The 23201-nt window shown below is 71.7% G+C and carries 17 protein-coding genes; 8 read left to right on the top strand and 9 right to left on the bottom strand.

The window, feature by feature from the left end:
- Positions 1–150: 150 nt before the first annotated feature.
- Both ABD841_RS06815 and ABD841_RS06810 read right to left on the bottom strand, forming a co-directional pair.
- Positions 151–2139 carry a hypothetical protein gene (locus ABD841_RS06815; RefSeq protein WP_344968956.1) on the bottom strand — a complete coding sequence of 663 codons (1989 nt, stop codon included), beginning with the start codon at positions 2137–2139 and terminating at the stop codon, positions 151–153.
- Complete coding sequence (locus ABD841_RS06810; RefSeq protein ID WP_344968954.1) at positions 2129–4558, bottom strand: glycoside hydrolase family 2 protein; 2430 nt, start codon at positions 4556–4558, stop codon at positions 2129–2131. The genes ABD841_RS06815 and ABD841_RS06810 overlap by 11 nt, the downstream gene beginning before the upstream one ends.
- 212 nt (positions 4559–4770) lie before the next feature.
- Between ABD841_RS06810 and ABD841_RS06805 the strand changes: the two genes are divergently transcribed.
- From ABD841_RS06805 to ABD841_RS06790, 4 genes are all read left to right on the top strand, one after another.
- Positions 4771–6144, top strand: coding sequence for an ABC transporter substrate-binding protein (locus ABD841_RS06805; protein WP_344968953.1), 1374 nt, complete (start codon positions 4771–4773; stop codon positions 6142–6144).
- A 22-nt stretch (positions 6145–6166) separates the two neighbouring features.
- Positions 6167–7147 carry a carbohydrate ABC transporter permease gene (locus ABD841_RS06800; RefSeq protein WP_344968951.1) on the top strand — a complete coding sequence of 327 codons (981 nt, stop codon included), beginning with the start codon at positions 6167–6169 and terminating at the stop codon, positions 7145–7147.
- On the top strand, positions 7144–8031 hold the full coding sequence (locus ABD841_RS06795; RefSeq protein WP_344968949.1) for a carbohydrate ABC transporter permease: 888 nt from the start codon (positions 7144–7146) through the stop codon (positions 8029–8031). The genes ABD841_RS06800 and ABD841_RS06795 overlap by 4 nt, the downstream gene beginning before the upstream one ends.
- A 157-nt stretch (positions 8032–8188) precedes the next feature.
- Positions 8189–9211, top strand: coding sequence for a LacI family DNA-binding transcriptional regulator (locus ABD841_RS06790; protein WP_344968947.1), 1023 nt, complete (start codon positions 8189–8191; stop codon positions 9209–9211).
- Positions 9212–9293: 82 nt separating this feature from the next.
- On the opposite strand, the gene ABD841_RS06785 is transcribed toward ABD841_RS06790, so the two are convergent.
- Positions 9294–11942 carry a hypothetical protein gene (locus tag ABD841_RS06785; protein ID WP_344968945.1) on the bottom strand — a complete coding sequence of 883 codons (2649 nt, stop codon included), beginning with the start codon at positions 11940–11942 and terminating at the stop codon, positions 9294–9296.
- Positions 11943–12328: 386 nt separating this feature from the next.
- On the opposite strand from ABD841_RS06785, the gene ABD841_RS06780 reads away from it, so the two are divergent.
- Entirely contained in the window at positions 12329–13222 is an 894-nt protein-coding gene (locus ABD841_RS06780; RefSeq protein ID WP_344968943.1) for a DUF6807 domain-containing protein, read from the top strand.
- A gap of 70 nt (positions 13223–13292) precedes the next feature.
- On the opposite strand, the gene ABD841_RS06775 is transcribed toward ABD841_RS06780, so the two are convergent.
- The 4 genes from ABD841_RS06775 to ABD841_RS06760 all read right to left on the bottom strand — a co-directional run bounded on the left by ABD841_RS06775 (position 13293) and on the right by ABD841_RS06760 (position 17553).
- Entirely contained in the window at positions 13293–14831 is a 1539-nt protein-coding gene (locus tag ABD841_RS06775; RefSeq protein WP_344968941.1) for an acyl-CoA synthetase, read from the bottom strand.
- A gap of 185 nt (positions 14832–15016) precedes the next feature.
- A complete protein-coding gene (locus ABD841_RS06770; RefSeq protein WP_344968939.1) occupies positions 15017–15862 on the bottom strand; it encodes a MetQ/NlpA family ABC transporter substrate-binding protein in 846 nt (281 codons plus the stop codon).
- 75 nt (positions 15863–15937) lie between these two features.
- Entirely contained in the window at positions 15938–16594 is a 657-nt protein-coding gene (locus tag ABD841_RS06765) for a methionine ABC transporter permease (RefSeq protein WP_344968938.1), read from the bottom strand.
- Positions 16594–17553 carry a methionine ABC transporter ATP-binding protein gene (locus ABD841_RS06760; RefSeq protein ID WP_344968936.1) on the bottom strand — a complete coding sequence of 320 codons (960 nt, stop codon included), beginning with the start codon at positions 17551–17553 and terminating at the stop codon, positions 16594–16596. Before ABD841_RS06760 ends, ABD841_RS06765 begins: the two co-directional genes overlap by 1 nt.
- Positions 17554–17927: 374 nt before the next feature.
- Here ABD841_RS06760 and ABD841_RS06755 point away from each other — a divergent pair, with 374 nt between their 5' ends.
- Positions 17928–18095: a hypothetical protein gene (locus tag ABD841_RS06755; protein ID WP_344968934.1), complete on the top strand. Its 168-nt coding sequence runs from the start codon at positions 17928–17930 to the stop codon at positions 18093–18095.
- Positions 18096–18177: 82 nt separating this feature from the next.
- Here ABD841_RS06755 and lon read toward each other — a convergent pair whose 3' ends face one another.
- Entirely contained in the window at positions 18178–20547 is a 2370-nt protein-coding gene (gene lon / locus ABD841_RS06750; RefSeq protein ID WP_344968932.1) for an endopeptidase La, read from the bottom strand.
- 480 nt (positions 20548–21027) lie between these two features.
- Here lon and ABD841_RS06745 point away from each other — a divergent pair, with 480 nt between their 5' ends.
- Entirely contained in the window at positions 21028–21681 is a 654-nt protein-coding gene (locus tag ABD841_RS06745) for a biliverdin-producing heme oxygenase (protein ID WP_344968930.1), read from the top strand.
- A 263-nt stretch (positions 21682–21944) separates the two neighbouring features.
- The gene (locus ABD841_RS06740; protein ID WP_344968928.1) at positions 21945–22550 is read left to right on the top strand and encodes a TetR/AcrR family transcriptional regulator; all 606 of its coding nucleotides are present in this window, start codon (positions 21945–21947) and stop codon (positions 22548–22550) included.
- 53 nt (positions 22551–22603) lie between these two features.
- Here the strand turns inward: ABD841_RS06740 and ABD841_RS06735 are convergent, their stop codons facing one another.
- Entirely contained in the window at positions 22604–23053 is a 450-nt protein-coding gene (locus ABD841_RS06735; protein WP_344968926.1) for a GNAT family N-acetyltransferase, read from the bottom strand.
- Between the last annotated feature and the right edge of the window lie 148 nt (positions 23054–23201).

Genomic DNA, 23201 nt, shown 5'->3' with positions numbered 1-23201 from the left:
CGACCGGCCGGCCCATGCGCGGGCCGTCCCACCGCGCCCGCCACGGACCCCCGGGCGGACCCGGCGCGCACCGGCGTGCCCGCCCTGATCGTCCGGGGGGAGTGCGCGGCGTGCATGCCGTACGCGTTCATGCCGGACGGGAAACGCGGGTCACCTGCCGAACGGGGTGGGGCGCGCCGGGACCGGCACGGTCAGGTCCCGCCAGCGCCACCGGACCACACTCGCGGCACTCACCGCACCTTCCGCGCCTTCCACGCCGGCCGTGTCCGGTCTGCCCGCCGCGTCCAGCACATCCGCCGCCCCGGTCGTGTCCGGCGTACTCGCCGGGCCCGGCTCGCCGGGCACGGCGCCACCCGCGGCCCGCCCGGGGCGGGGTGGGTCCGCCACGGGCACCGGCGCCGCCGCGTCGCCCGGGGCCCGTTCCGGCCCGAGCAGTTCCAGGGCGAACGCCGCCGTCAGCACGGCCTCGTGGAAGTCGACCGGGCGCCGCGGGCCGGCGTGCAGCACCGCCTCGATCCGGGCCTCCCGGTCCTCCTGGACGGCCCGCCACGGCGCGGCCTCGCCGAGGAACGCGGCGGGCGCGGTGTGCACGAGCGCGCGCCGGTCACCGGCGGCCAGGGCGAACGTTCCGCCGCCGAGATCCTCCGCCCTGACGCCGCGGCCCGAGAGGGACACGACCAGCCGCAGGTCGCCGACGTCGAAGACGCTGCCGGGCGGCTTGTCCAGCGCGGGGTGGAAGTCGCCGGAGTCGTAGCTGAGCCACCACGCCGAGAGCAGTCTGGGGCCGTCCTGGGCCTGCCTGCACCACGCGGCGCTCAGGTCGTGCCCGTTGAGCAGCATGCGGGCGCGCAGCACCACGGCCGGGTCGTCCGGCGTGCGCCAGTAGCCGAGCAGCGGGCGCCGCTGCGTCCAGGCGAACTCCTCGTTCGCCGATCCCAGGCAGGCGTCCTCGGTGAACCAGGTGGTGCCGACCGTCTCGCCGTGCTCTCCCGAGCTGAAGCGCGTGCGCAGTTCGAAGGGGTCTGCGGGCAGCGCCCGGAACCTGGCCGCGGTCTCGTCCGGGCAGGGCAGCGGGGGGACCAGCGGGGGCGCGCCCGTCTCGTCCTCCTCGCCCGGTGCAGTCTCCTCCCCCGACGGAACCTTCTCGCCCTGCGAGACCTTCTCCCCCGACGGGGCCTTCCCGTCCTGCAGAACCTCCCCCTGCGGGACCCTCTCCCCCGGCAAGGCCTCCTCCCCCGGCAAGGTCCCCTCCGCCGACGAGGCCTCCTCCGCCCGTACGACGACGGGAGCGGAGGTCTGGGCGGCGAGATACGCGGCGAGGTCCGGCGGGAGCCGGTCGTGGTAGGCGCGGCTCATCGGGCCGGCGAGCTGGCCGGTTCCGGGGTGGAACCGCTCGGCGAGCGCAGCCCAGGTGTGCCTTCTCAGCTCCTCGGCGAGGGCGCCGAACGCGGGATCGGCCACGATCAGCGCGGCCCGTTCCAGTTCCTCCAGGACCACGCGGCTGTACGCCGGGGAGTTGTACTCGGTGAAGCCCCCGGTCTCGTGGAACAGGGCGAGCACCGCGTCCAGGCGCCGCCGGCCGTAGTCGAGGAGGAACCCGGTCCGGAGGATCTCGCCCGCCGCGGCCGAGACCACGGCGCCCATCACCGCGATGTTGGTGTACTCCGGGTCGACGTTGCGCCGGAAGATCGACATGGCGGCGTGGTACAGCGCGGTCCTGACCCGGTCCGCCACGCCGGCGTCGAGCAGGTCGCCGTGGACGGCGAGAACCTGGGCGAGCCGTACCCCGATGAAGTCGGCCCAGTTCCAGTCGGCCGGGGCCATCATCCGGGGAGGCTCCTCCAGGAACCATCCCCAGATCCCGTAGTGCTCCGCGAGGGGGTCGGTGACCTGCAGGCCGACGAGCGCCTCCAGGACCTCCCCGGCGCGGGCGACCCTCCCGGGCCCGCCGTGCCGCAGCAGCGCGAGGGCGTAATCGGCGGCTTCCCGGGTCTGGTGCGCGCGGCTGCCGGCGGGGACGCGGGTGTGGTAGCCGGGGCCGGTCGCCCGGCACCAGGGCATCCGGGCCTCGGCGTCGTAGCGGGCGTCGAGCCGGGCCAGGTAGGCGTCCAGCGGGGCCGGGCGGGTGTCACGCCGCATGTGACGGTCCCTTCTCGTTGACGCAGCGCAGCACCGGGTGGGAGGTGAGCGCGGCCGGGTCGAGGTCACGGGAGGTCCGGACGCGGAACGTGGCGCTCTCGCCGGGCAGCAGGGTCACCAGCATGTCGTCGACCACGGCGTCGGGGTCCAGGCGGTCGGGGAAGATCGCGAGGTCGCGGACGACGGTCACGGCGCGGACGGTGACGAGCAGGCCGCCGGCGGCGGGCGTGACGGTGGCGTCGAACTCGGCGCGCGGGTAGGCGACGGCGGTGTCCTCGGCGAAGAAGCGCAGGGTGCGGGCCTCCCCCAGCTCGGCGGCGAGGATCTCGGCCGCAGGGTCCGCGGGCGTGGCGAGGCCCGGCGGCAGGGGGACCGTCACGACCCCGCGCGGCGGCACGTCGACGGCGAGGACGTCCTTGGCCAGCGGCTCTCCCGTCAGGTTCAGCCTGGCCACCGCGATCTCGCCCCGCCAGGCCAGGTCGCTGTCGTTGACGGCGACGACGGCCAGGCCGCCGTCCCGGGGCTGCACGGTCAGCAGGCGGTCGGCGTAGGCGCGGCGCAGCGCGTACCACAGCGGTTTGCGCCGGCCGTCGCCGTCGACGGCGGCCCAGGAGATGACCGGCCAGCAGTCGTTGAGCTGCCAGACGATCGTGCCCATGCAGTGCGGGGCGAGCGCCCGGAAGTGCTCGACGCCGAAGGTGACCGCGCGGGCCTGGTTGAGCTGGGTCAGGTAGTGCCAGTCGTCGAAGTCGCGCGGGGGCGGCAGGTGCGCGCCCAGGCCGCGCAGCAGCTTGGCGTTCCCGTCGGCCGCCTTCTGGTGGTGCAGGACGCCCGGCGCGCCGGGCTCCAGCGGCCCATCGGTGATCATCCGCCGCATCGTCGCGTGGGCGGGCGGTCCCTGGAAGCCGAACTCCGCCACGAAGCGGGGCCGCCAGTCGGCGTAACCGGTGTAGTCGCGCTCGTTCCAGACGTCCCAGACGTGCACCGTCCCGTGGGCGGGGTCGTTGGGGTGCAGCCCCATGTCGCCCGAGTAGGGCGTGCCGGGCCAGTACGGCCTGGCCGGGTCGAGCTCGGCGACGACGCGCGGGAGCAGGTCCAGGTAGTACGCGGCTCCCCAGGTCCGTCCCGCGAGGGGCTCCTGCCAGTCCCAGTCGAAGTAGCCCATGATGTTCTCGTTGTTCCCGACCCACAGGACCAGGCTCGGGTGCGGGGCCAGCCTGACGACCTGCTCGCGCGCCTCGGCCTCCACCTCGGCGGCCAGCGGCGCGTCCTCGGGGTAGGCGGCGCAGGCGAACGGGAAGTCCTGGATCACCAGCAGCCCCAGCCGGTCGGCCGCCTCGTAGAACTCCTCGCTCTCGTAGACTCCGCCGCCCCAGACCCGCAGCAGGTTCATGTTGGCCGCGCACGCCTGGTCCAGCCGTTCCGCCAGGCGCTCGACGGTGACCCGGGCGGGGAAGCAGTCGTCGGGGATCCAGTTCGCTCCCCGCACGAACACCGGGACGCCGTTGACCACCAGTGTGAAGCGCGACCCCGCCTCGTCCGGGGAGGTGTCCAGTTCGACGGAGCGGAAGCCGATCTCCCGGTGCCAGGTCTCCCCGGTCTCCGCGAGCTCCACGGTGAGCGGGTAGCGCGGTTGCGCGCCGTACCCGCGGGGCCACCACAGGTCGGGGTCGCTCACCCGCAGGGTCAGCTCGGCCCGGGTCTCGCCGGGGGCGAGCCGCGCCCGCGCGGAGGAGCCGGCGACCCGCGCGGTCAGCGTCAGCGGGACGTCGGCGGCGCGTTCGACCGTGACGTGCAGGCGCACCAGGCCGTCGGGGCCATCGAGGGTGATCACCGGACGTACCTGCTCGAGCCTCGCCAGGCTCCAGGTGTGCAGGCCGATCGGCCGCCAGATGCCCGAGGTGACGAGGTTCGGTCCCCAGTCCCAGCCGAAGTTGCAGGCCATCTTCCTGATGAACGGGTAGGGCTCGGGGTAGGGCCCCGGGCGGTCTCCCATCGCCGCCCGCTGCTCCTCGGCGTAACGCTGGGGGGAGTCGAAACGCACGGCCAGCGTGTTGACGCCCTCGCGCAGCAGTTCCCGTACGGCGAAGCGGTGGGAGCGGTGCATGTTGGCCGCGCTTCCGGCCTCGACGCCGTTGACGATGACCGTGGCGACGGTGTCCAGTCCCTCGCACACCAGGTCGGCCCGGTGGAAGTCGCCGTCGGGCACGGTGAACTCGGTCTCGTACAGCCATCCGGTGCGGCCGATCCACGACAGCCGGTTCTCGTTGTCGTCCAGGTAGGGGTCGTCGATGAGACCGGCCGCGAGCAGGTCGGTGTGGACGCACCCGGGCACCGATGCGGGGACTCCCGCGACGGCCGGATCGCCCGGCAGGGCGGTCACGGTCCAGCCGTGGCTCAGCGGACGGTACACGCTCACATGGCCTCCTCGACCTGCAGGAAATGCTTACTTAAGCGCATAAGCAAAGCGACCATATGCCGGGGTTTTTCACCTGTCAACACTCCACCAAGCTCCGGCTTTCCTCTTTCTGCAACGATTCTGATGCGCTTAAGTTCACTATTGACAGTTTCCTCGATGTCACCGCATAGTGACGGCCACGTGAACACGGCTCTCCCCCGAACGGAGCTCCCATGCGAGAACGACTTCCGGGCCTGCTCACCGGCTGCGCGAGCGCCGCCCTCGCCGTCGCGGCGGCCGCGGGATGCGCGGCCGGACCCGCCGAACCCGCCTCCGAGAAAATCAAGATCACCGTCGCCGACATGCCCCCGACCACCCAGGAGAACGTGCGGCGGCAGTTCCTGGAGCAGGTGGCGGCGTTCGAGAAGGCCAACCCGACGATCGACGTCGAGCCCAGCGAGTCCAAGTGGGAGGCCAAGACCTTCGCCGCCAGGCTGGCCGGAGGCCGGCTGGAGACGGTCTTCCAGGTCCCGCTCACCGAGCCCGCCGGCCTGGTCAAGCGGCGCCAGCTCGCCGACATCACCGAGGAGGTGAAGAAACTGCCGCACGCCGCCGAGTTCGACGAGCGCGCGCTCGCCCCGGCCAAGGACCCGACCGGCCGCGTCTACGGGCTGCCCGTCAGCGAGTTCGCCCTCGGCCTCGTCTACAACCGGGAGCTGTTCGCCAAGGCCGGGCTCGACCCGGAACAGCCCCCGTCGAGCTGGGATGACGTCCGCGCGGCGGCCAAGGCGATCACCGCGAAGACCGGGGTGCCCGGCTTCGCCGTGCCCGCCACCAACAACACCGGCGGCTGGATCTTCACCGCGATGACGTACACCTACGGTGGCCGGCTCCAGAAGGAGGAGGGCGGGAAGGTCGTCGCCACCTTCGACACCGAGCAGTCCCGGGCGGTCCTCGGCCTGCTGAAGGCGATGCGCTGGCAGGACGACTCGATGGGGACCCAGCACCTGCGCAACGCGGCGGACCTGGCCAAGGACTTCGCCGCGGGCAAGATCGGGATGATGATCGCGACGCCGAGTTCCTACACCGAGTTCGCCACCCAGTTCGGCGGCTCCCCGGAGGCGTTCGGCATGGGGGCCCTGCCCTCGGCCGGCACGCCCGCCACCCTGCTCGGCGGGAAGGTGGCGGTGGTCAGCCCCAAGGCCACCCCGGCCCAGCGCGCCGCCGCGGTCAAGTGGATCGACTTCTTCCACCTCAAGCCCAGATACGACGCGGCGTTCGCCGGCCGGACCGCGGCGGCCCGGGCCGCCGACAAGGTGCCGGTGGGCTTCCCCTACGTCTCGCTGTACGGCCCGGCGGTCGCCGGTCCGGTCCTCGCGGCCGAGCGCGAGCACGCCAACGTCCCGGTCGCCCATTTCAAGCCGTACGAGACCGGGGTGGCCGCCCAGCAGTTCGTCACCGAGCCCGCGGTCGCCGGCCAGGACGTGTACGCGGCGCTGGACACCGCGGTGCAGGCGATCCTCACCCGCGAGGACGCCGACCCGGCCGAGGAACTGGGCAAGGCGGAGGACAAGGTCACCGCCGCGCTGGACCGGGCCCAGCGGTGACCGGCGGACGAGGGTGCCGCCGATGACGACGCTGCACCGGCACGACGTCTCCGGCCGGCCCGCCACCGAGGCGGCCGGCCGGGCCCCGCGACGCCCCCTGCCACCGCTCCGCTCCCTCGCCCCCCTCCGCTCCCCCCGGCGACGGGGGATCGGCGCGACCGGGTGGGCGTTCCTGCTCCCCACGATCCTGGTCTTCGGCTACTTCGCCTGGTGGCCGATCGCCCGCAGCGTGGTGCTGAGCTTCCAGAGCACGAACCTGGTGGATCCGCCGGAGTGGGTCGGGCTGTCGAACTTCGTCCACCTGTTCCAGGACCCGCTGCTGTGGACGACGGTGCGCAACACCGTGTGGTTCGTGCTGCTGGCCCTGGTGCTCGGCTTCCCGCTGCCCGTCCTGCTGGCCGTGGTGATGTCGGAGCTGCGCCGGTTCGGCGGCCTGTTCCGGGTCCTCGTCTACCTGCCGGTGGCGGTGCCCCCGGTGGTGGCCGTGCTGATGTGGAAATGGTTCTACGACCCGGACTTCGGCCTGTTCAACCAGGTTCTCGGCCTGGTGGGGCTGGGCCCCCTGCCCTGGCTGCAGGACACCGCCACGGCCATGCCGAGCCTCGTGCTGGAGGCCACCTGGGCGGCCGCCGGATCGACGGTGCTGATCTACCTGGCCGCGCTGACCTCGGTGCCCTCCGAGCTGTACGAGGCGGCGGAGATCGACGGGGCCTCGATCTGGCGCAAGTTCTGGCACGTGACCCTGCCCCACCTGCGCGGCGTGCTGCTGATCATGCTCCTGTTGCAGATCATCGGTACGTTCCGGGTGTTCACCGAGCCGTTCGTGCTCACCGACGGCGGCCCGGAGGACTCGACCGTGACGATCCTGCTGCTGATCTACCGTTACGCCTTCGTCCACGGCGACTACGGCATGGCCGCCGCCCTGGGCGTCCTGCTGGCGGCGGCGCTCGGCGTCGTGTCGGGGGTCTACCTGCGCGTGACGAGGAGGTGGAGCAACGCATGAACGACGACGACCGCGGTCGCGGGCTGGTCTCCGACGTCGACCGGCGTCGCGTCGGCGTACGATGGTCGCTGCGCCTGACGCAGGGCACGCTGCTGCTCGCGACGCTGCTGGCCGGGCTGGGCCCGATCCTGTGGACCGCCAAGGGGGCGCTCTCCCCCACCCAGGACCTGCTGCGCGAGCCGCTGCGGCTGTGGCCCTCCTCGGTGCAGTGGCAGAACCTCTCGGCGGCCTGGTCGGAGCTGCAGATCGGCCGCTACCTGCTCAACACCGTCGTCCTGGTCGGCGGGTCCTGGGCCGTGCAGCTCCTGGTGGCGGCCACGGGCGCGTTCGCCCTGTCGGTGCTCCGCCCCCGGTACGGGCGGGTGGTCTACGGCGCGATCCTGGCGACGCTGTTCGTCCCGGGAACCGTGTCGCTGGTCGCCCTCTACCTCACGGTGCTCGACCTGCCGATCACCGGCGGGTCGATCGCCGACACCCCGTGGGCGGTGTGGCTGCCCGCGGGAGCGCACGCCTTCAACGTGCTGATCATGAAGCAGTTCTTCGACGCGCTGCCCCGGGAGCTCTACCAGGCCGCCCAGGTCGACGGGGCGGGGCCGGTACGGCTGTTCTGGCAGATCGTCATGCCGATGTCCCGGCCCATCCTGGCGGTCGTGTCGCTGCTGGCGGTCATGGACGCGTGGAAGGACTTCCTCTGGCCGATGGTCGCCATCTCCGACACCGAGGCGCAACCGCTGGCCGTCGCGCTGCCGCGCCTGGCCGAGACGGCGGAGCAGAACCAGGTCATCGCGGGCATGCTTGTCGCGATCATCCCCCCGCTCCTGCTCTTCCTGGTCTTCCAGCGCCACATCGTCCGGGGCATCGGCTTCACCGGGCTCAAGGGCTGAGCCCGGCCTGGGAACGGCGCCGCGGACGGCGGCGCCTCAAGGGATAGGAGGATAGGACAAGCGTGAACCATCCTGTACGGCGGGCCCCTCGCGGGCCCGCCGCCCCGTTTTCCGGCGGACGCTCCCCCGCGTCCCACTGTGCGGGTAAGGTGCGCTCGTGAAGAGGGCGACCATCGCGGACATCGCGCAGCGTGCGGGGGTCTCCCAGGGTGCCGTCTCCTATGCGCTCAACGGCCGCCCGGGCGTCTCCGAGTCCACCCGCGCTCGCGTCCTGGCCGTCGCGAACGAGCTCGGCTGGCGGCCCAGCGCCGCCGCGCGGGCCCTGACCGGCGCGCACGCGGGCGTGATCGGCCTGGTGCTGTGCCGCCCGCCCAGCATCCTCGGGGCCGAGCCGTTCTTCATGGAGCTGTTCAGCGGCATCGAGGCGGAGCTGAAGCCCCGCTCGTGCGCGCTGATGCTCCAGATGGCCGACGACCAGGACTCCGAGATCGAGGTCTACCGCCGCTGGCGGGCGGAAGGGCGCGTCGACGGCGTCATCGTGGTCGAGGTGGACGTCGCCGACCGGCGGATCCCCGCCCTGGAGGAGCTCGGCATGCCGGCCGTCGTGATCGGCGGGCCGCCGGGCACGGGCTCGCTGGCCTCGGTGCGCTCCGACGAGAGCGTCCCCGTCCACGAGACCGTGGAGTACCTGGCGGCGCTGGGCCACCGCCGGATCGCGCGCGTCGCGGGCCTGCCGCACCTGGTGCACACCGCGGTGCGCGACGAGGCGTTCGCCGCGGCCTGCACCCGGCTGGACCTGCCCGGATGCGCCACCCTGCACACCGACTACACCGGTGAGGAGGGGGCGCGGGCCACGCGGAGGCTGCTCAGCTCTCCGGCCCGGCCCACCGCGATCGTCTACGACAACGACATCATGGCCGTCGCGGGCCTGTCCGTCGCGCAGGAGATGCGTCTCCGCGTCCCGGACGAGCTGTCCCTGGTCGCGTGGGACGACTCGCAGCTCGCGCAGGTGGTGCGGCCGGCGCTGACCGCGCTGCGCCGCGACGTCCCGGCCATGGGCGCCGCCGCCGCCCGGCATCTGCTCTCTCTCGTCCACGGTGAGCGGCCGCCCGATGTGGAGACCGAGCCGGCCAGGCTCACCCCTCGCGGAAGCACCGGTCCCGTGTCCGGATCCCGCTGAGCGACGACCTCGCGGGAGGGCGGTTCCACGGAACGACGGGCCCCGCGGACGGAACGTCCGCGGGGCCCGTCGCCGTCCCGCGTCAGCGGGTCGCCGGGGCGGCGCCGTTCAGGTGGACCTCCTCGATCGTCTTGTTCGTCTCGCGCATGATGTCGGTCATCTCCGTGTAGGGCTGGTCCTGCTGGTTCAGCAGGCCGAAGTTGTAGTTCTCCCCGTCGCCGGGCCGTCCCGTGACGGCCTGGTCGTAGTAGACGAACCAGCCGGATCCCACGAACACCGGGCTCTTGGCCTGCTCCTGGAGGAAGGACCGGTACTTCTCACCGCGGTTCGCCACGCTCGTGCACTTCACCGCCGTGTTGATCGCGCGCATGCCCCGCTCGTGGCAGTTGAAGGAGTACTCCAGGTTCAGCACGGGCTTGTCGTAGGGCTCGAAGTCGGCGAGGTAGGCGGCGCTGTCGCTGTAGACATCCAGCGAGATCGCGTCGAGGTGCTCGGCCCCGCCGACGATCCACTCGGTGCTGGAGCGCCAGCCGGGCACGAGGGCCGAGCCGAGGAACAGGTGGTGCGGATCCTCCTCCCTGATCGCCTGGCGGACCGCCGCGTAGTACCGGTCGGAGGCGAGCTTGATGAACGCGCTGAGGTCACCCGCCGGCACCCGGTTGACGTCGATCTTCGTGGCCGTGAGCTCGGCGAAGGACGCGGCGCTCGTGCCGAGGATCTCGTTGACCCTGCCGAGGTCCTGCCCGTAGGTCGCGGACATGTGGTCGGTGAAGGCGCGCTTGGCCGGCAGGGACGCGTCCTTGCTCAGCGCCTCGGCCACGACGTCCTTGTTCCAGCCGCGCTCGTTGTCGAAGAAGTAGCCGATCAGCCAGTGGTGGTGGCGGAAGCGCCGCACGTCGACGTGCCTGCTCAGCTTCGCCTGGAACTCGGGGTCGAAGGGGTCGAGCGCCCACAGGATGCGGATCGCGTCGGCCGGCGCGGTCACCTGCTGGATGTAGGGGCCCTGGATCTCCTCGTCGCGGGTCCACTTGCTGTACGCGTTGAACCCCCAGTCGATCATCCGCTTCCTGGTGACCTCACGCCAGGCGTCCTTGTAGTCGGCGCCGTACTTGCGCGCCAGGTTGGCCTTGAGCAGGCTCACCACCCCGCCGTGCTGGGAGGTGCCGTAGGCGTCCGGGTGGACCGCCGGGTCGGGGAGCTCCTCGAAGACGTCGCGGAGGCTGCCGTCGGGGTTCTTGTAGAGGGTGCCGTACCCCCACTCCTCGTCGGAGGCCGAGTCCACTCCCTTGAGGAAGAACAGGTGGCCGTGCGGGGTCACGAACCACCAGCGGCCGTTCACCTTCTCCAGCCGGAAGTAGCCGGTGGCCCGGTACTTGCCCAGCGCGCGCACGCCGCCGTACAGGTCGTACTTGCCCCAGTCCCAGCGGACCTTGGCCAGGCGGGCGGCCTCGGCCGTCGCGTCGTCCTTGAGCTGCTGGTCGGAGGTGACCTTGCCCGGCCAGTCCTGGTAGAGGTACTGGCCGTAGCGGTCCACCATGCGGGTGTACCGGGCGAGCTCGGCGCGCATCTGCTCGACGGTCAGCGGCGGCGCGGGGTCCTGGCCCGGCTCACCGGCGCCCACGTGGAACTCGATCTCGTTGAGCGGGATGTGCAGGTACTGGTTCCTGCGGTAGAGGTCGATCCGGACGAACCGCGCCCGGGCGTTCTTCATCGGGACCGCCAGCTGGTAGTCGGTCTCCGTCCTGGCTCTGGTGCCCGTGTGGGCGATCGCGTACGTCGCCCGGGACTCGGGGCGGTAGGTCACGGTGATCTCGTCGAACCCCCAGTACTGGTTCGGCGACCTGCTGAAGATCTTGATCGTGTCGAGCGGGACGTCCCGGAGCAGGTCGAAGACGATCGAGACGCTCTTCTTGGCGTCCGCGCTGCCGCGCCAGCCGACGGCGTTCCCGGCCTGGTCGCGGTCGAACAGCGCGCCGTACGGGAAGGACACGAGCCCTCCCGACCGGTCGGGGACGCCGTCGTCCGGGGTGATCCCGTGGTGGTAGTTGCCGGCGTCGACCATGCCGGGCCGGGGGATCTGCCGGACCGGCTTGCCGATCTCGGCCCGCAGCTCGTCGGCGGAGAGCGGGGGCGCGGGGTTCTGGCCGGGCTCGCCGGCGGCGGGATGGAAGGAGACCTCGTTGAGGGCCATGTGCTGGTACTCGTGCAGCCGCACGATTTTCACGATCACGTAGCGGGCCGTCCGGCCGGCCAGGTCGACGTCGAGGGAGTTGGCCAGCGGCACGCCCTCCGGCAGCGGGCTGGCCGTGCCGTACCAGGTCCGGGAGAGGACCGAGGTGTAGTCCGGCTCGGCCTCCGCCCGGGCCCTGACGGAGACGGACTTGATGCCGTAGAACCGGTTCGGGGCGTTGGCGACGATCCTGATGCGGTCCAGCGGATGGTCGCGCAGCAGGTCGAAGACGACCGAGACCTCCTTGTACTTGATCGTCGCGCCCCCGTTCCACTGGGCGTTCGCGGTCACCGCCGCGTCGGCGAGAACGCCCTGGCCGAAGGCGAGCAGCCCGGTCTGCCCGGCGTCGGAGGCGGCGCCGGCGTTCGGCGCCTGGTCATAGGCGTAGTTGCCCGCGGTGAGCGCGGGCTGCGGGTTGCCCCACGCGGGGGTGACGGCCAGGAGCGGCAGGAGCATCAGGAGGATGGCGGCGAGGGAGAGGCGATGGCGCCCAGGTGACATCGAGAAAAACCCCTTCAGTTCGGTGGAGCGCCACCGGAACCCCATCAAGAAAACGGCAGGACTCTCCCCCGAAGAACTCCTCATTCCCTCCGCAGCCCGGCGTCTTCGCTGGACATGCTGGTGGAGTCACCGAAGCGCACCCCATCGAGGTCTACTTCTTCTTGAAGACACAATTACGAAACACGGACGTCATGTCAACGGCTTGGGAGAATCTTTCTTAAGCGCTAAAGTTACGTGGACCGGAGGTGCCGGGCGACCCTGGCGAGATGCGACGACGTGCCGGATCCCGGAGATCCGCGCTCGCGGGCGCGGGTCCCGCGGGGAACACCCGCCCGCCCCCGGTTCGGGGCTCCCCGGCCTCCGACCGACATCCGAGAGGACCCGCCATGAACGATCGGCTCCAGGTGACGCACGCTCCGGACGAGGTCGTCGTGTCCGTGGACGGCACCGACCTCGTCCGGTACGTCTACCGGCCCGAGACCGCGCCGGCCGAGTCACCCAAGCCCTACATCCATCCCCTGCGCACGCTCGCCGGGGACGTGGTCTCCGTGTACCGGCCGCACGACCACCGCTGGCACCGGGGGCTGCAGATGACGGCCTCCCACCTGTCGGGGGAGAACTTCTGGGGCGGCGGCACCTACGTCCACCGGGAGGGCGGGTACGTCCAGCTCGACAACAACGGGAGCGTCCTGCACGAGTCGTTCGACCGCCTCGACGCCGCCGGCGGGCGGCTGGACCTGGTGGAGAGGCTGGCCTGGATCAGCTCCGGCGGGGAGAGATGGCTGGACGAGCTACGGGAGATCACCGTGCACCGGGTCGATCCCGCCGCCGGTTCCTGGGAGCTCGGCTGGACCACGACCCTCACCGGCCGACGCGGGGAACCCCTCCGCTTCGGGAGCCCGACCACCCACGGCAGGCCGATGGCGGGATACAGCGGCCTGTTCTGGCGCGGGCCGCGCTCGTTCACCGGCGGGCAGGTGCTCGGCCCCGGCGACCGGGGCGGCGAGGCCATGATGGGAACCCGGGCCGCCTGGCTGGCCTTCGTCGGGCTGCACGACGAGGTGGACCGCGCCTCGACGCTGGTGTTCACCGGCCCCGCCGACCACCACTGGTTCGTGCGGAGCGGCGAGTTCGCGGCCGTCAACCCGTCCTGGGCCTTCCACCGGGAGTTCGAACTCGCCCCCGGCGAGACCAGGACGTGGCGCTACCGCGTCGTCGTGGCCACCGGCGCGTGGGACCGGGACGCCGTCGAAGGCTACCTGAAGGAGCACCCGTGGTGACGCCCTCCCCCGGCTCCCCTGGTCTCCCCGACTCCCCCGGCTTCCCCGGCCTTCCGGCCGGGGATCGGGGTCAGGAGGACTTCGCGGGCCAGTACTCGTCGCGGAGCAGGCGCTTGTAGAGCTTGCCCGTGGGGTGGCGGGGAAGCTCCTCGCGGAAGTCGACCGACCGGGGGCACTTGTACGCCGCGAGCCGGGAGCGGCAGTACTCGATCAGCTCCGCCTCCAGCCCCGGGCCCGCCAGGTCCATGGAGACCGGCTGGACGACGGCCTTGACCTGCTCGCCCATCTCCTCGTCGGGTACGCCGAAGACCGCCACGTCCGCCACCTTCGGATGGATGGCCAGGACGTTCTCGGCCTCCTGCGGGTAGATGTTGACCCCACCGGAGATGATCATGTAGGAGCGGCGGTCGGTGAGGTAGAGGAAACCGTCCTCGTCGACGTAGCCGATGTCGCCCAGGGTGGTCCAGCCCCGGCCCAGCGGGTCGCGGGAGGCCCTCGTCTTGTCCTCGTCGCCGTGGTAGACGAACTCGGGGCCGTCGGAGAAGTAGACGGTGCCGTGCTCGCCCGGTGGCAGCTCGGTGCCGTCCTCGTCGCAGATGTGCACGACCCCGAGCAGGGGGCGGCCGACCGTGCCCCGGTGCCGGAGCCAGTCCTCCGAGCCGACGTAGAGGAAGCCGTTGCCCTCGGTCCCGGCGTAGTACTCGTGGATGACGGGACCCCACCAGGCGATCATCTGCTCCTTGACCGGGACCGGGCAGGGGGCGGCGGCGTGGATGGCGCACGTCAGCGAGGAGAGGTCGTACCGCGCGCGGGTCTCCTCGGGCAGCTTGAGCATCTTGATGAACATGGTCGGCACCCACTGCGAGTGCGTGACGCGGTGCTTCTCGATGAGCGCGAGCGCCTGCTCGGGGTCGAACCGCTCCATGACGACGATCGTGGCGCCCAGGCGCTGGAAGCTCAGGCAGTAGCGCAGCGGGGCCGCGTGGTAGAGCGGCGCCGGGGAGAGGTAGACGCTGTCGGCCGAGGGCGCGAAGAGGAACTGGATGAGCTGGAGCAGCGGTCCCGGCGTGTCCAGCGGCGCCTTGGACAGCGCGGGCTTGACGCCCTTGGGCCGCCCGGTGGTGCCGGAGGAGTAGAGCATGTCCACGCCCTGGCACTCGTCGTCGATGGGCGTGGCGGGATGGGCCGCGACGGCCTTCTCGTAGGAGTCGAAACCGGGGGCGGCGCCGTCCAGCATGAGCCTGAGTTCGACGCCCGGGGTGGCGTCCGTGATGGAGGTGGCCACGTCGGCCAGGGCGGCCGAGGAGATGAAGACCCTGGCCTCGCAGTTGTCGACGATGTAGGCGAGCTCGTCGGCCTTCAGGCGCGAGCTGATGGCGGTGTAGTACAGGCCCGAGCGGTGCGCCGCCCACGCGACCGCCAGGAACAACGGGTGGTTCTCCAGCATGAAGGCGATGTGGTCGCCCGGGCGGAGCCCGGCGGCGCGGAGGAGATGGGCGAGGCGGTTGGACTCCTCGTCCAGCTCACGGTAGGTCACGACCCGCCCGGAGCCCGCCATGATCACAGCGGGCTTGTCCGGCGAAACTGCTGCGATGGCTCCCGGGTGCATGAAACCGAACGTTACTCGGTTTGGTGTGCGCTGAGAAGTGCCCACTTATCCGGCGGGTCCGCGCCCGCGGCCGCCCGCCCGGCGGGCCGCACCCCGCCGGGAACCGAGGCCACACCGCGATCACTTTCCGGATCGATCCGGAGATGCCGTAACCGATCAGTGGTGTGGCCCTCGGACGCCGGATGTCAGCCGACCGCGGAGACGACCGCGCCCTTGTAGGTCTGCTCGATGAACTGCTTCACCTCGGGCCCGGAGAGCAGCTCGGCGAGCTTGACCACGCGCGGGTCCTTCTCGTTGCCCGCGGCCACGACCAGGCCGTTGGCGTACGGGTTGCCCTCGGCCTTCTCCAGCACCAGCGCGTCGGAGGCCGGATTCAGGCCGCCCTCCAGGGCGTAGTTGCCGTTGATCACCGCGGCGTCCACGTCCTGCAGCGAGCGGGGCAGCTGCGCGGCCTCCAGCGGCTGGAACTTCAGGCCCTTGGGGTTGCCGGTCACGTCACGCTCGGTGGCCGCGGTGCCGACGCCGTCCTTCAGCGTGATCAGCGAGTTGTCGGCCAGCAGCTTCAGCGCCCGGCCCAGGTTCGTGGCGTCGTTCGGCACGGCCACGGTCGCCCCCTGGCCAAGCGCGGCGACCTCGGTGACCTTCTTGGAGTACAGCCCCAGCGGCTCCAGGTGCACCGGCTGGACGAAGGTCAGCTTGGTGCCCTTGGAGGCGTTGAAGTCGTCCAGGTACGGCTTGTGCTGGAAGTAGTTGGCCCCGAGTTGCCCCTCGTCGAGCTGCACGTTCGGCTGGACGTAGTCGGTGAACTCGACGATCTCCAGGTTCAGGCCCGCCTTGGCGGCGAGCTTGTCCTTGACGAACGTGAGGATCTCCGCGTGCGGAACCGGGCTGGCGCCGACCTTGAGCGCCTCCCCGGCCGGGGCGGCGCTCGCGCCGGTCGTACCGGTGGAGGCGGGCTCGCCCGATCCGCAGGCGCCGAGCGCCAGGACCAGCGCGGTCACGATGGACGCGACAGCCGACAATCTACGCATGATGCGCTCCTTATGGGTGTGAGAAACCGCGGGACCGCGCTTGTGGCCCGGTCCCGGGGGGAAGGAAGGGGAAGATCAGTTACGCGCGAGGCGGCGGGCGACGGCGTCGCCCAGGGTCTGCACCAGCTGGACGACGACCACCAGCACCACGACCGTGACGATCATGAGCGTGGTCTCGAAGCGGTGGTAGCCGTAGCGGATGGCCAGGTCCCCGAGCCCGCCCCCGCCGATCGCCCCGGCCATCGCCGAGTACGAGATCAGCGCGACCACGGTGACGGTGAGCCCCGCGACCAGGCCGGGCATGGCCTCGGGCAGCAGGACCTTGGCCACGATGGTCGGGCGGCCGGCGCCCATGGCCTGAGCCGCCTGCACCTTGTCCCTGCCCACCTCGCGCAGCGCGGTCTCCACCAGGCGGGCGAAGAACGGCGCGGCGCCCAGCGTCAGCGGGACCACCGAGGCGGTGGCGCCGATGGTCGTGCCCACGATCAGCCTGGTCAGCGGGATCACCGCGATCATGAGGATGATGAACGGCAGCGAGCGGCCGACGTTGACGACGAGCCCGAGCACCCGGTTGAGCACGGGCGAGGGGAACAGCCCGCCCCGGTCGGTGGCGACCAGCGCCACCCCGAGCGGGAGCCCCAGGATCAGGGTGAACAGGGTCGACCACAGGACCATCCCGACGGTCTGGCCGGTCGACTCCAGCAGCAGCGGAAGCATATCGTCCCAGGTCATCACGCCTCCTGAACCAGCAGGCCGCGATCGGCCAGGTAGGTGAGCGCGGCGGCGCGCTCGTCACCGGTGAGGCGCAGGCGCAGGCGCCCGGCGGAGACGCCGGCCACCTCCTCCAGCGCCCCGCCGAGGATGTTGACGTCGACGTCGAACTTGCGGACCATCTGGGAGACCACCGGCTCGTCGGCCTGCCCGGTGAAGGTGATCGTGACGGTGCCGGGTTCCGGCTCCGGGAGCGGGAACAGCTCGGCGGTGAGCCGGGATCCGGGCCTGGCGATCAGTTCGGGGATGGTCCCGGACTCCTGGATGAGGCCGTCACGCATGATGGCGGCCGAGTCGCAGATCGCCTTGACGACGGACATCTCGTGGGTGATCAGCAGGATCGTCAGGCCGAGCTCGCGGTTGAGGCGCTTGAGCAGGGCCAGGATCGACTGCGTGGTGCCCGGGTCGAGCGCCGAGGTGGCCTCGTCCGAGAGCAGGACGGCGGGGTTGCCGGCCAGCGCGCGGGCGATGCCCACCCGCTGCTTCTGCCCGCCGGACAGCTGCCCGGGGTGCGCTCCGGCCTTGTCGGCGAGCCCGACCAGCTCCAGCAGCTCGGCGACGCGCCGGGTGCGCTCGGCCTTGCCGACCTTCATGACCTCCAGCGGGAACGCCACGTTGCCGGCGACCGTCCGGGAGGAGAGGAGGGCGAAGTGCTGGTGGATCATGCCGATCCGCCGGCGGGCCGCGCGCAGGTCCTTCTCGCCCAGCGCGGTCAGGTCCTGCCCGGCCACCGCGACGGTGCCGGCGGTGGGCCGTTCGAGAAGGTTCACGCAGCGCAGCAGCGTGCTCTTGCCCGCGCCGCTCTGCCCGAGCACGCCGAAGATCTCCCCCTTGCGGACGCGCAGGTCGACGCCGCCGAGGGCGACCACCTCCCGGCCCCTGTCCTGATAGACCTTCCGCAGGCCTGACACTTCGATCACTGCTGTCTTCCCAACATCGACGACATCGACGGACTCTCGGCATGGTTTCCGGCAGGCGGGGGCCTACCGGGTGCCGGGGGGAAACGGCAGGTGGCTCAGGCGTCGCAGGACGAGGTGGTCCGCGGGGCAGGTCATCGGTCTCGGGCCTTCGTGGGGAGGGAACGGGCGGTGGCGGGACTCAGCGCGGGGGACACGCGCGGGTCATGGCGCGCATGCCGGGCATCTCCGAGCAACGGCACATGCACATGCGACGGCCCACGACCCGGCCCTGCGGGGTCATGGAGATGTCGTGTGCCACGTTCACGCCTTGCCTCAACACGGTCCTCCTTCCCCCTATTCCCGACACTTTATATGGCATAGATCACTTTTCCCTCATGGACCGTCACCAGCGGGAGGGGTGGGGGCTCCTGTCTTTCGTACGTTCGCAGAAGAGCTCCGCTGAGATCTTCCAGCGGGCGCAGGATCACTACTTCCGCACGGAATGCGAGATCAGCCTGGACATCGAGACACACGTCTACCGCAAGCCGGCCGGGGCGGAGTAGGGACGCCCCTTCGCCTCCCCGTACCGGTGGACGGCCCGCGCCCGGAGAACCGGGGGCGGGCCGTCGTCGCGGGTGGCCCGGGTCAGGCGGCGGTGCGCTCGGCGACCTTGGCCGGGGTGAGCGCGATCTCCAGGACCTCGCGCACGTCGCTCACCGTGTGGATGGTGAGCTCGTCGCGGACGGACTGCGGCACGTCGTCCAGGTCGGGCTCGTTGCGCGCCGGGATCAGCACGGTCGTGATGCCCGCCCGGTGGGCGGCCAGCAGCTTCTGCTTCACCCCGCCGATCGGCAGCACCCGGCCGGTGAGGGAGACCTCGCCGGTCATGGCCACGTCACTGCGGACCTGACGGCCGGAGAGCAGCGAGGCCAGGGCCGTGGTCAGCGTCACGCCCGCGGACGGGCCGTCCTTGGGGACGGCGCCGGCCGGGAAGTGGATGTGCACCGAGCGGTCCTTGAGGGAACCGACGGGCAGCTCCAGCTCCGCGCCCCGCGAGCGCAGGTAGGAGAGCGCGATCTTGGCCGACTCCTTCATGACGTCGCCGAGCTGGCCGGTGAGCGTCAGGCCGGTGTCGCCGGTCTCCGGGTCGGCCAGGGACGCCTCCACGTACAGGACGTCGCCGCCCGCCCCGGTGACCGCCAGGCCGGTCGCCACGCCGGGCACCGCGGTGCGCTGGCGCGACTCGGGCAGCGAGGACTCCGGCACGTGCCGGGGACGGCCCAGGTAGGGGACGAGGTCGTCCACCGTCACGGGCAGCTCCGCCTCGCCCAGCGCGACGTTCGCGGTGACCTTGCGCAGGATCCTGGCGATCGAGCGCTCCAGGGACCGGACGCCGGCCTCGCGGGTGTACTCGCCGGCGAGCTTGCGCAGCGCGTCCTCCCCGAGGACGACGTCCTCGGCGGTGAGGCCGGCCTTGTCGAGCTGGCGCGGGAGCAGGTGGTCGCGGGCGATGGCGACCTTCTCGTCCTCGGTGTAGCCGTCGAGCGTCACGACCTCCATGCGGTCCAGCAGCGGGCCGGGGATGGCCTCCAGCACGTTGGCGGTCGCCAGGAAGAGCACGTCGCTCAGGTCGAGCTCGACCTCCAGGTAGTGGTCGCGGAAGGTGTGGTTCTGCGCCGGGTCGAGCACCTCCAGCAGGGCGGCCGTCGGGTCGCCGCGGTAGTCGGAGCCGACCTTGTCGACCTCGTCGAGCAGCACGACCGGGTTCATCGACCCGGCCTCGCGGATGGCGCGGACGATGCGGCCGGGCAGCGCGCCGACGTAGGTGCGCCGGTGCCCGCGGATCTCGGCCTCGTCCCGGACGCCGCCGAGGGCGACGCGGACGAACTTGCGGCCCATGGCGCGGGCCACGGACTCGCCGAGCGAGGTCTTGCCGACCCCGGGAGGACCGGCCAGCGCGAGGACCGCGCCGCTGCGGCGGCCGCCGACCACGCCGAGGCCCTTCTCGGCCCTGCGTCCGCGGACGGCCAGGTATTCGATGATGCGGTCCTTGACGTCGTCGAGGCCGGTGTGGTCGGCGTCGAGGACCTCGCGGGCCGCGGCGATGTCGTAGGAGTCCTCGGTCCGCTCGTTCCACGGGATGTCGAGGACGGTGTCGAGCCAGGTGCGGATCCAGCCGGTCTCGGGCGACTGGTCGGAGGTCCGCTCCAGCTTGTCGACCTCCTTGAGGGCCGCCTCGCGCACCTTCGGCGGCAGGTCGGCGGCCTCGACGCGGGAACGGTAGTCCTCCTCCTCGGAGGCGGAGGTGTCACCGTTCAGCTCGGCGAGCTCCTTGCGGACCGCGGCGAGCTGCTGGCGGAGCAGGAACTCGCGCTGCTGCTTCTCCATGCCCTCCTGGACGTCCTTGCGGATCGTCTCGGCCACGTCGAGCTCGGCCAGGTGCTCGCGCGACCACTCGACCAGCTTCTCCAGCCGGTCGGCCGGGTCGGGGGTCTCGAGGATCTCGGCCTTGCGCCGCGTGGTCAGCCAGGGGGCGTACCCGGAGTTGTCGGCGAGGATCGACGGGTCGTTCATCTGGTTGACCGCGTCGACGACCTGCCACGCGCCGCGCTTCTGCAGGATCGTGGTGGCCAGCGCCTTGTACTCCTTGGCGAGCTCGTGGGCGCGCTCGCCGGCGGCGACGGGCGTGATGCGGGTGGCCTGCACCCACAGGGCCGCGCCGGGACCGGTCGTGCCGGTGCCCACGCGGACGCGGTCGACGCCGCGCACGACGGCGGCGGGCTCGCCGCCGGGCAGCCTGCCCACCTGCTCGACCACCGCCCTGACGCCCACCGGGCCGTACTTGCCGTCGATGCGGGGAACGAGGAGCACCGCGGGCTTGTTGTCAGCGAGAGCCTGAGCCGCGTCGATCGCGGCCCGGACCTCGGTCTCGGACAGGTCAAGCGGTACCACCATGCCCGGCAGCACGACCTCGTCGTCGAGCGGCAGGACCGGGAGGATCAAGCTCTCACTCATGTGCACTCCAAGGGTTGAGTTGTACAGACTCAATTAACAGGAGTCCCAGATTGTTCCCAGGCTTGAGCGTGTTCGCTGTGAGCGATCGTAATTGTGTAATTCACCTGGTGGGCCACCTCCACGCGACACCGGCCCGCCCCGGCGCCCGGTGGCGGCTCCACGCCGCGACCCGCCCGTCTCCGGGCACAGCGACTACTTCGAGCCGGGCAGCCGGTCGCTGCGCAACCCCGCCCTGGCCGCCCTCGGCCGCGCCGGACGAACCCGCCCGGCTTCCGCGCCGGCCGGCCTGGCTCCCGCTGTTCGCCAGCTGCCGGCATCGGTGTGGCTTCCCGGACGCGCCCGAGGCGGCCGGCGCGCGTCGCAGGTCGACGCCGGAGCACTCCGATGACGTTTAATGACAGGGTGTCGTCATCAGCTTGACGAGGTGCCGCCCCCTTTGTGACACTGTGTCATGAAAGGCCCCCTCGTCGCGGAGTGATCATGAGTGATTCGCCGTTCTCCGAAGTCCTCAGGAACGCCACCTGGGGCGAGCACGAGTCCGCCGAGGACGACGGCTACCTCAAGGCACTGATGGCGGGCCGGCTCAGCCCCGAGGCGTACGGCGAGATGGTCGCCCAGCACTACTTCGCCTACGTCGCCCTGGAGAGCGCCTCCCGCGCGCTCGCCACCGACCCCGTCGCCGCGCCTTTCGTCTTCCCCGAGCTCTACCGGGAGGAGGCGCTGGTCCGTGACCTGGAGACGATCTACGGGTCCGGCTGGCGGTCCCGGATCGAGCCGTCCAAGCCGACGCTGACCCTGGTCGCCCGCATCAACCAGGTCGCCGATTGGCCGGCGGGCTACATCGCCCACCACTACACCCGCTACATGGGCGACCTGTCCGGGGGCCAGTTCATCCGGATGGAGCTGCAGAAGATCTACGGTTACCGGCCGGGCGGCGGCGTCGACTTCTATCTCTTCGACGGGATCGGCAGCCTGCCCCGCTTCAAGAACGAGTACCGTGCCCGGCTGGACGCGCTGCCCCTCGACGAGGCCGAGAAGCGGCGGCTGGTCCGCGAGACCAAGCTCGCCTACCTTCTCAACACCGAGGTCCTGGCCGAACTCGGCCGGGTGGCACGGGCCGAGCTCGCCGCCTGAGACCGGGGAACCCCTTCCGCGATCCCCGCTCCCGCGGCACGCGACGCTCCGGTGCGCCATGGCGCGCCGGAGCGTTCCCGCGTGTCCGGCACCGGGGCGCGGCGACCGGTCACCGCCCCGCGGGTACCGGTCCGCGCGGGTGCGGGCCCGGGCGCTCACGGGTGCGGGCCCGGGCGCTCACAGGCACGAACCCGGGCGCTCACGGGTGCCCGCGAACGCTCACAGCCTGCCCGCGGTGCCGGACACTGTGCGACCATGGGACGATGCCCCGGATTTCGGCCGCGACCATCGGCGAGCACCGCGCCCAGACGCAGGAACGCATCCTGCGGGCGGTCTCGCGCCTCACCCGCGAACAGGGCATCGACACCATCTCGATGACGGACGTGGCGAGCGAGGCCGGCATCACCCGCACCGTCCTGTACAACTACTTCCCCGACAAGGCCGCGCTGCTGCTGGCCTTCACCGAGCGGGTGACCCACTACTTCATCGACAGCTACGAGCGGGAGCTGCCCGAGCGTGCCACCCCCGCCGAACGGCTGCGGGTGTTCGTCAGGCTCCAGCTGGCCGGGCTGCTCGCCCACCCGCATCCCGGCCCCGCCGACCTGTCGGCGGCCCTGGGCCCCGACGCCTACCAGCGCCTGGCCGACCACGTCGAGCCGATGCAGCGCATCCTGACCGGCATCATCGACAGCGGCGTGGCGTCCGGCGACTTCCAGGCCGCCGACGTGGCCGCCACCGCCCGGATCATCCTCGCCGTCATCGGCGCCGAGCGGGTTCCGCTGCTCAGCGGGGCCGTGACCCCGGAGGAGGCCGAGGAGATCGTCTCGGGCTTCGTCCTGCGCGGCCTGGGCTGCCGCGTCCCCGCCTGACCCGCCGGCCGCCCCGTGGCGGCACGGCGACCGCCGCTCCGTGACCGGCGCCGCTAGGAAGGCGCCGGTGCGCCGGGCAGGGGGCGGCGATAGCGGACCTTGGTGATGGGGAAACCGTCGCCACGCTCCTCGACCAGTCCGCCGTCCCCGTCCCACCCCTGTCGCCGGTAGAACTCCCGGGCCCGGTGATTGCCCTCCAGCACCCAGAGGGTGGCCTGGGAGTATCCGGCCCCGGCCAGGGTGTCGACGACTCCGGCCATGAGCGCCTTGCCGGCACCCGTGCCCCAGACCTCGGGCAGCGTGTACATGGAACCGATCATGCCCACGACCGCCGGATCGTCGTCGGTGTCGTCGGTGGGGTAGAAGCGCGAGTAACCGACGACCCGGCCGGCTTCCTCGGCCACCAACGTGCCCGACGACGGCCACCGGGATTCGGTGATCCTGTCGTCCCACGCTGCCCGGAACGCCTCGGTGTCGAGGCTCGCCAGGTATTCCTCCGGCATGAGCCCGCGGAACGCCTCCCGCCAGGAGGCTGTCTGGACGGCCGCGAGAACCGAGGCGTCCCGCGGAGCCGCCCGTCGGACTTGTAACGGCAAGGTATCCACTCCGGTGGGTCGAATCTGCTGTGCGTACGTTTCGGTAGACGTTACG

This window comes from Streptosporangium fragile, from assembly GCF_039534445.1.
GTDB classification, from domain to species: Bacteria; Actinomycetota; Actinomycetes; order Streptosporangiales; family Streptosporangiaceae; genus Streptosporangium; species Streptosporangium fragile.
This window is presented reverse-complemented; position numbering and strand designations above follow the sequence as displayed.

What these genes read in the sequence shown, in the direction of transcription:
- ABD841_RS06785 (WP_344968945.1), bottom strand. Translation starts at nt 11,942, where the DNA reads ATGTCACCTGGGCGCCATCGCCTCTCCCTCGCCGCCATCCTCCTGATG.
- ABD841_RS06780 (WP_344968943.1), top strand. Translation starts at nt 12,329, where the DNA reads ATGAACGATCGGCTCCAGGTGACGCACGCTCCGGACGAGGTCGTCGTG.
- ABD841_RS06795 (WP_344968949.1), top strand. Translation starts at nt 7,144, where the DNA reads ATGAACGACGACGACCGCGGTCGCGGGCTGGTCTCCGACGTCGACCGG.
- ABD841_RS06800 (WP_344968951.1), top strand. Translation starts at nt 6,167, where the DNA reads ATGACGACGCTGCACCGGCACGACGTCTCCGGCCGGCCCGCCACCGAG.
- ABD841_RS06815 (WP_344968956.1), bottom strand. Translation starts at nt 2,139, where the DNA reads ATGCGGCGTGACACCCGCCCGGCCCCGCTGGACGCCTACCTGGCCCGG.
- ABD841_RS06770 (WP_344968939.1), bottom strand. Translation starts at nt 15,862, where the DNA reads ATGCGTAGATTGTCGGCTGTCGCGTCCATCGTGACCGCGCTGGTCCTG.
- ABD841_RS06755 (WP_344968934.1), top strand. Translation starts at nt 17,928, where the DNA reads ATGGACCGTCACCAGCGGGAGGGGTGGGGGCTCCTGTCTTTCGTACGT.
- ABD841_RS06765 (WP_344968938.1), bottom strand. Translation starts at nt 16,594, where the DNA reads ATGACCTGGGACGATATGCTTCCGCTGCTGCTGGAGTCGACCGGCCAG.
- lon (WP_344968932.1), bottom strand. Translation starts at nt 20,547, where the DNA reads ATGAGTGAGAGCTTGATCCTCCCGGTCCTGCCGCTCGACGACGAGGTC.
- ABD841_RS06805 (WP_344968953.1), top strand. Translation starts at nt 4,771, where the DNA reads ATGCGAGAACGACTTCCGGGCCTGCTCACCGGCTGCGCGAGCGCCGCC.
- ABD841_RS06745 (WP_344968930.1), top strand. Translation starts at nt 21,028, where the DNA reads ATGAGTGATTCGCCGTTCTCCGAAGTCCTCAGGAACGCCACCTGGGGC.
- ABD841_RS06740 (WP_344968928.1), top strand. Translation starts at nt 21,945, where the DNA reads ATGCCCCGGATTTCGGCCGCGACCATCGGCGAGCACCGCGCCCAGACG.
- ABD841_RS06775 (WP_344968941.1), bottom strand. Translation starts at nt 14,831, where the DNA reads ATGCACCCGGGAGCCATCGCAGCAGTTTCGCCGGACAAGCCCGCTGTG.
- ABD841_RS06735 (WP_344968926.1), bottom strand. Translation starts at nt 23,053, where the DNA reads ATGCCGGAGGAATACCTGGCGAGCCTCGACACCGAGGCGTTCCGGGCA.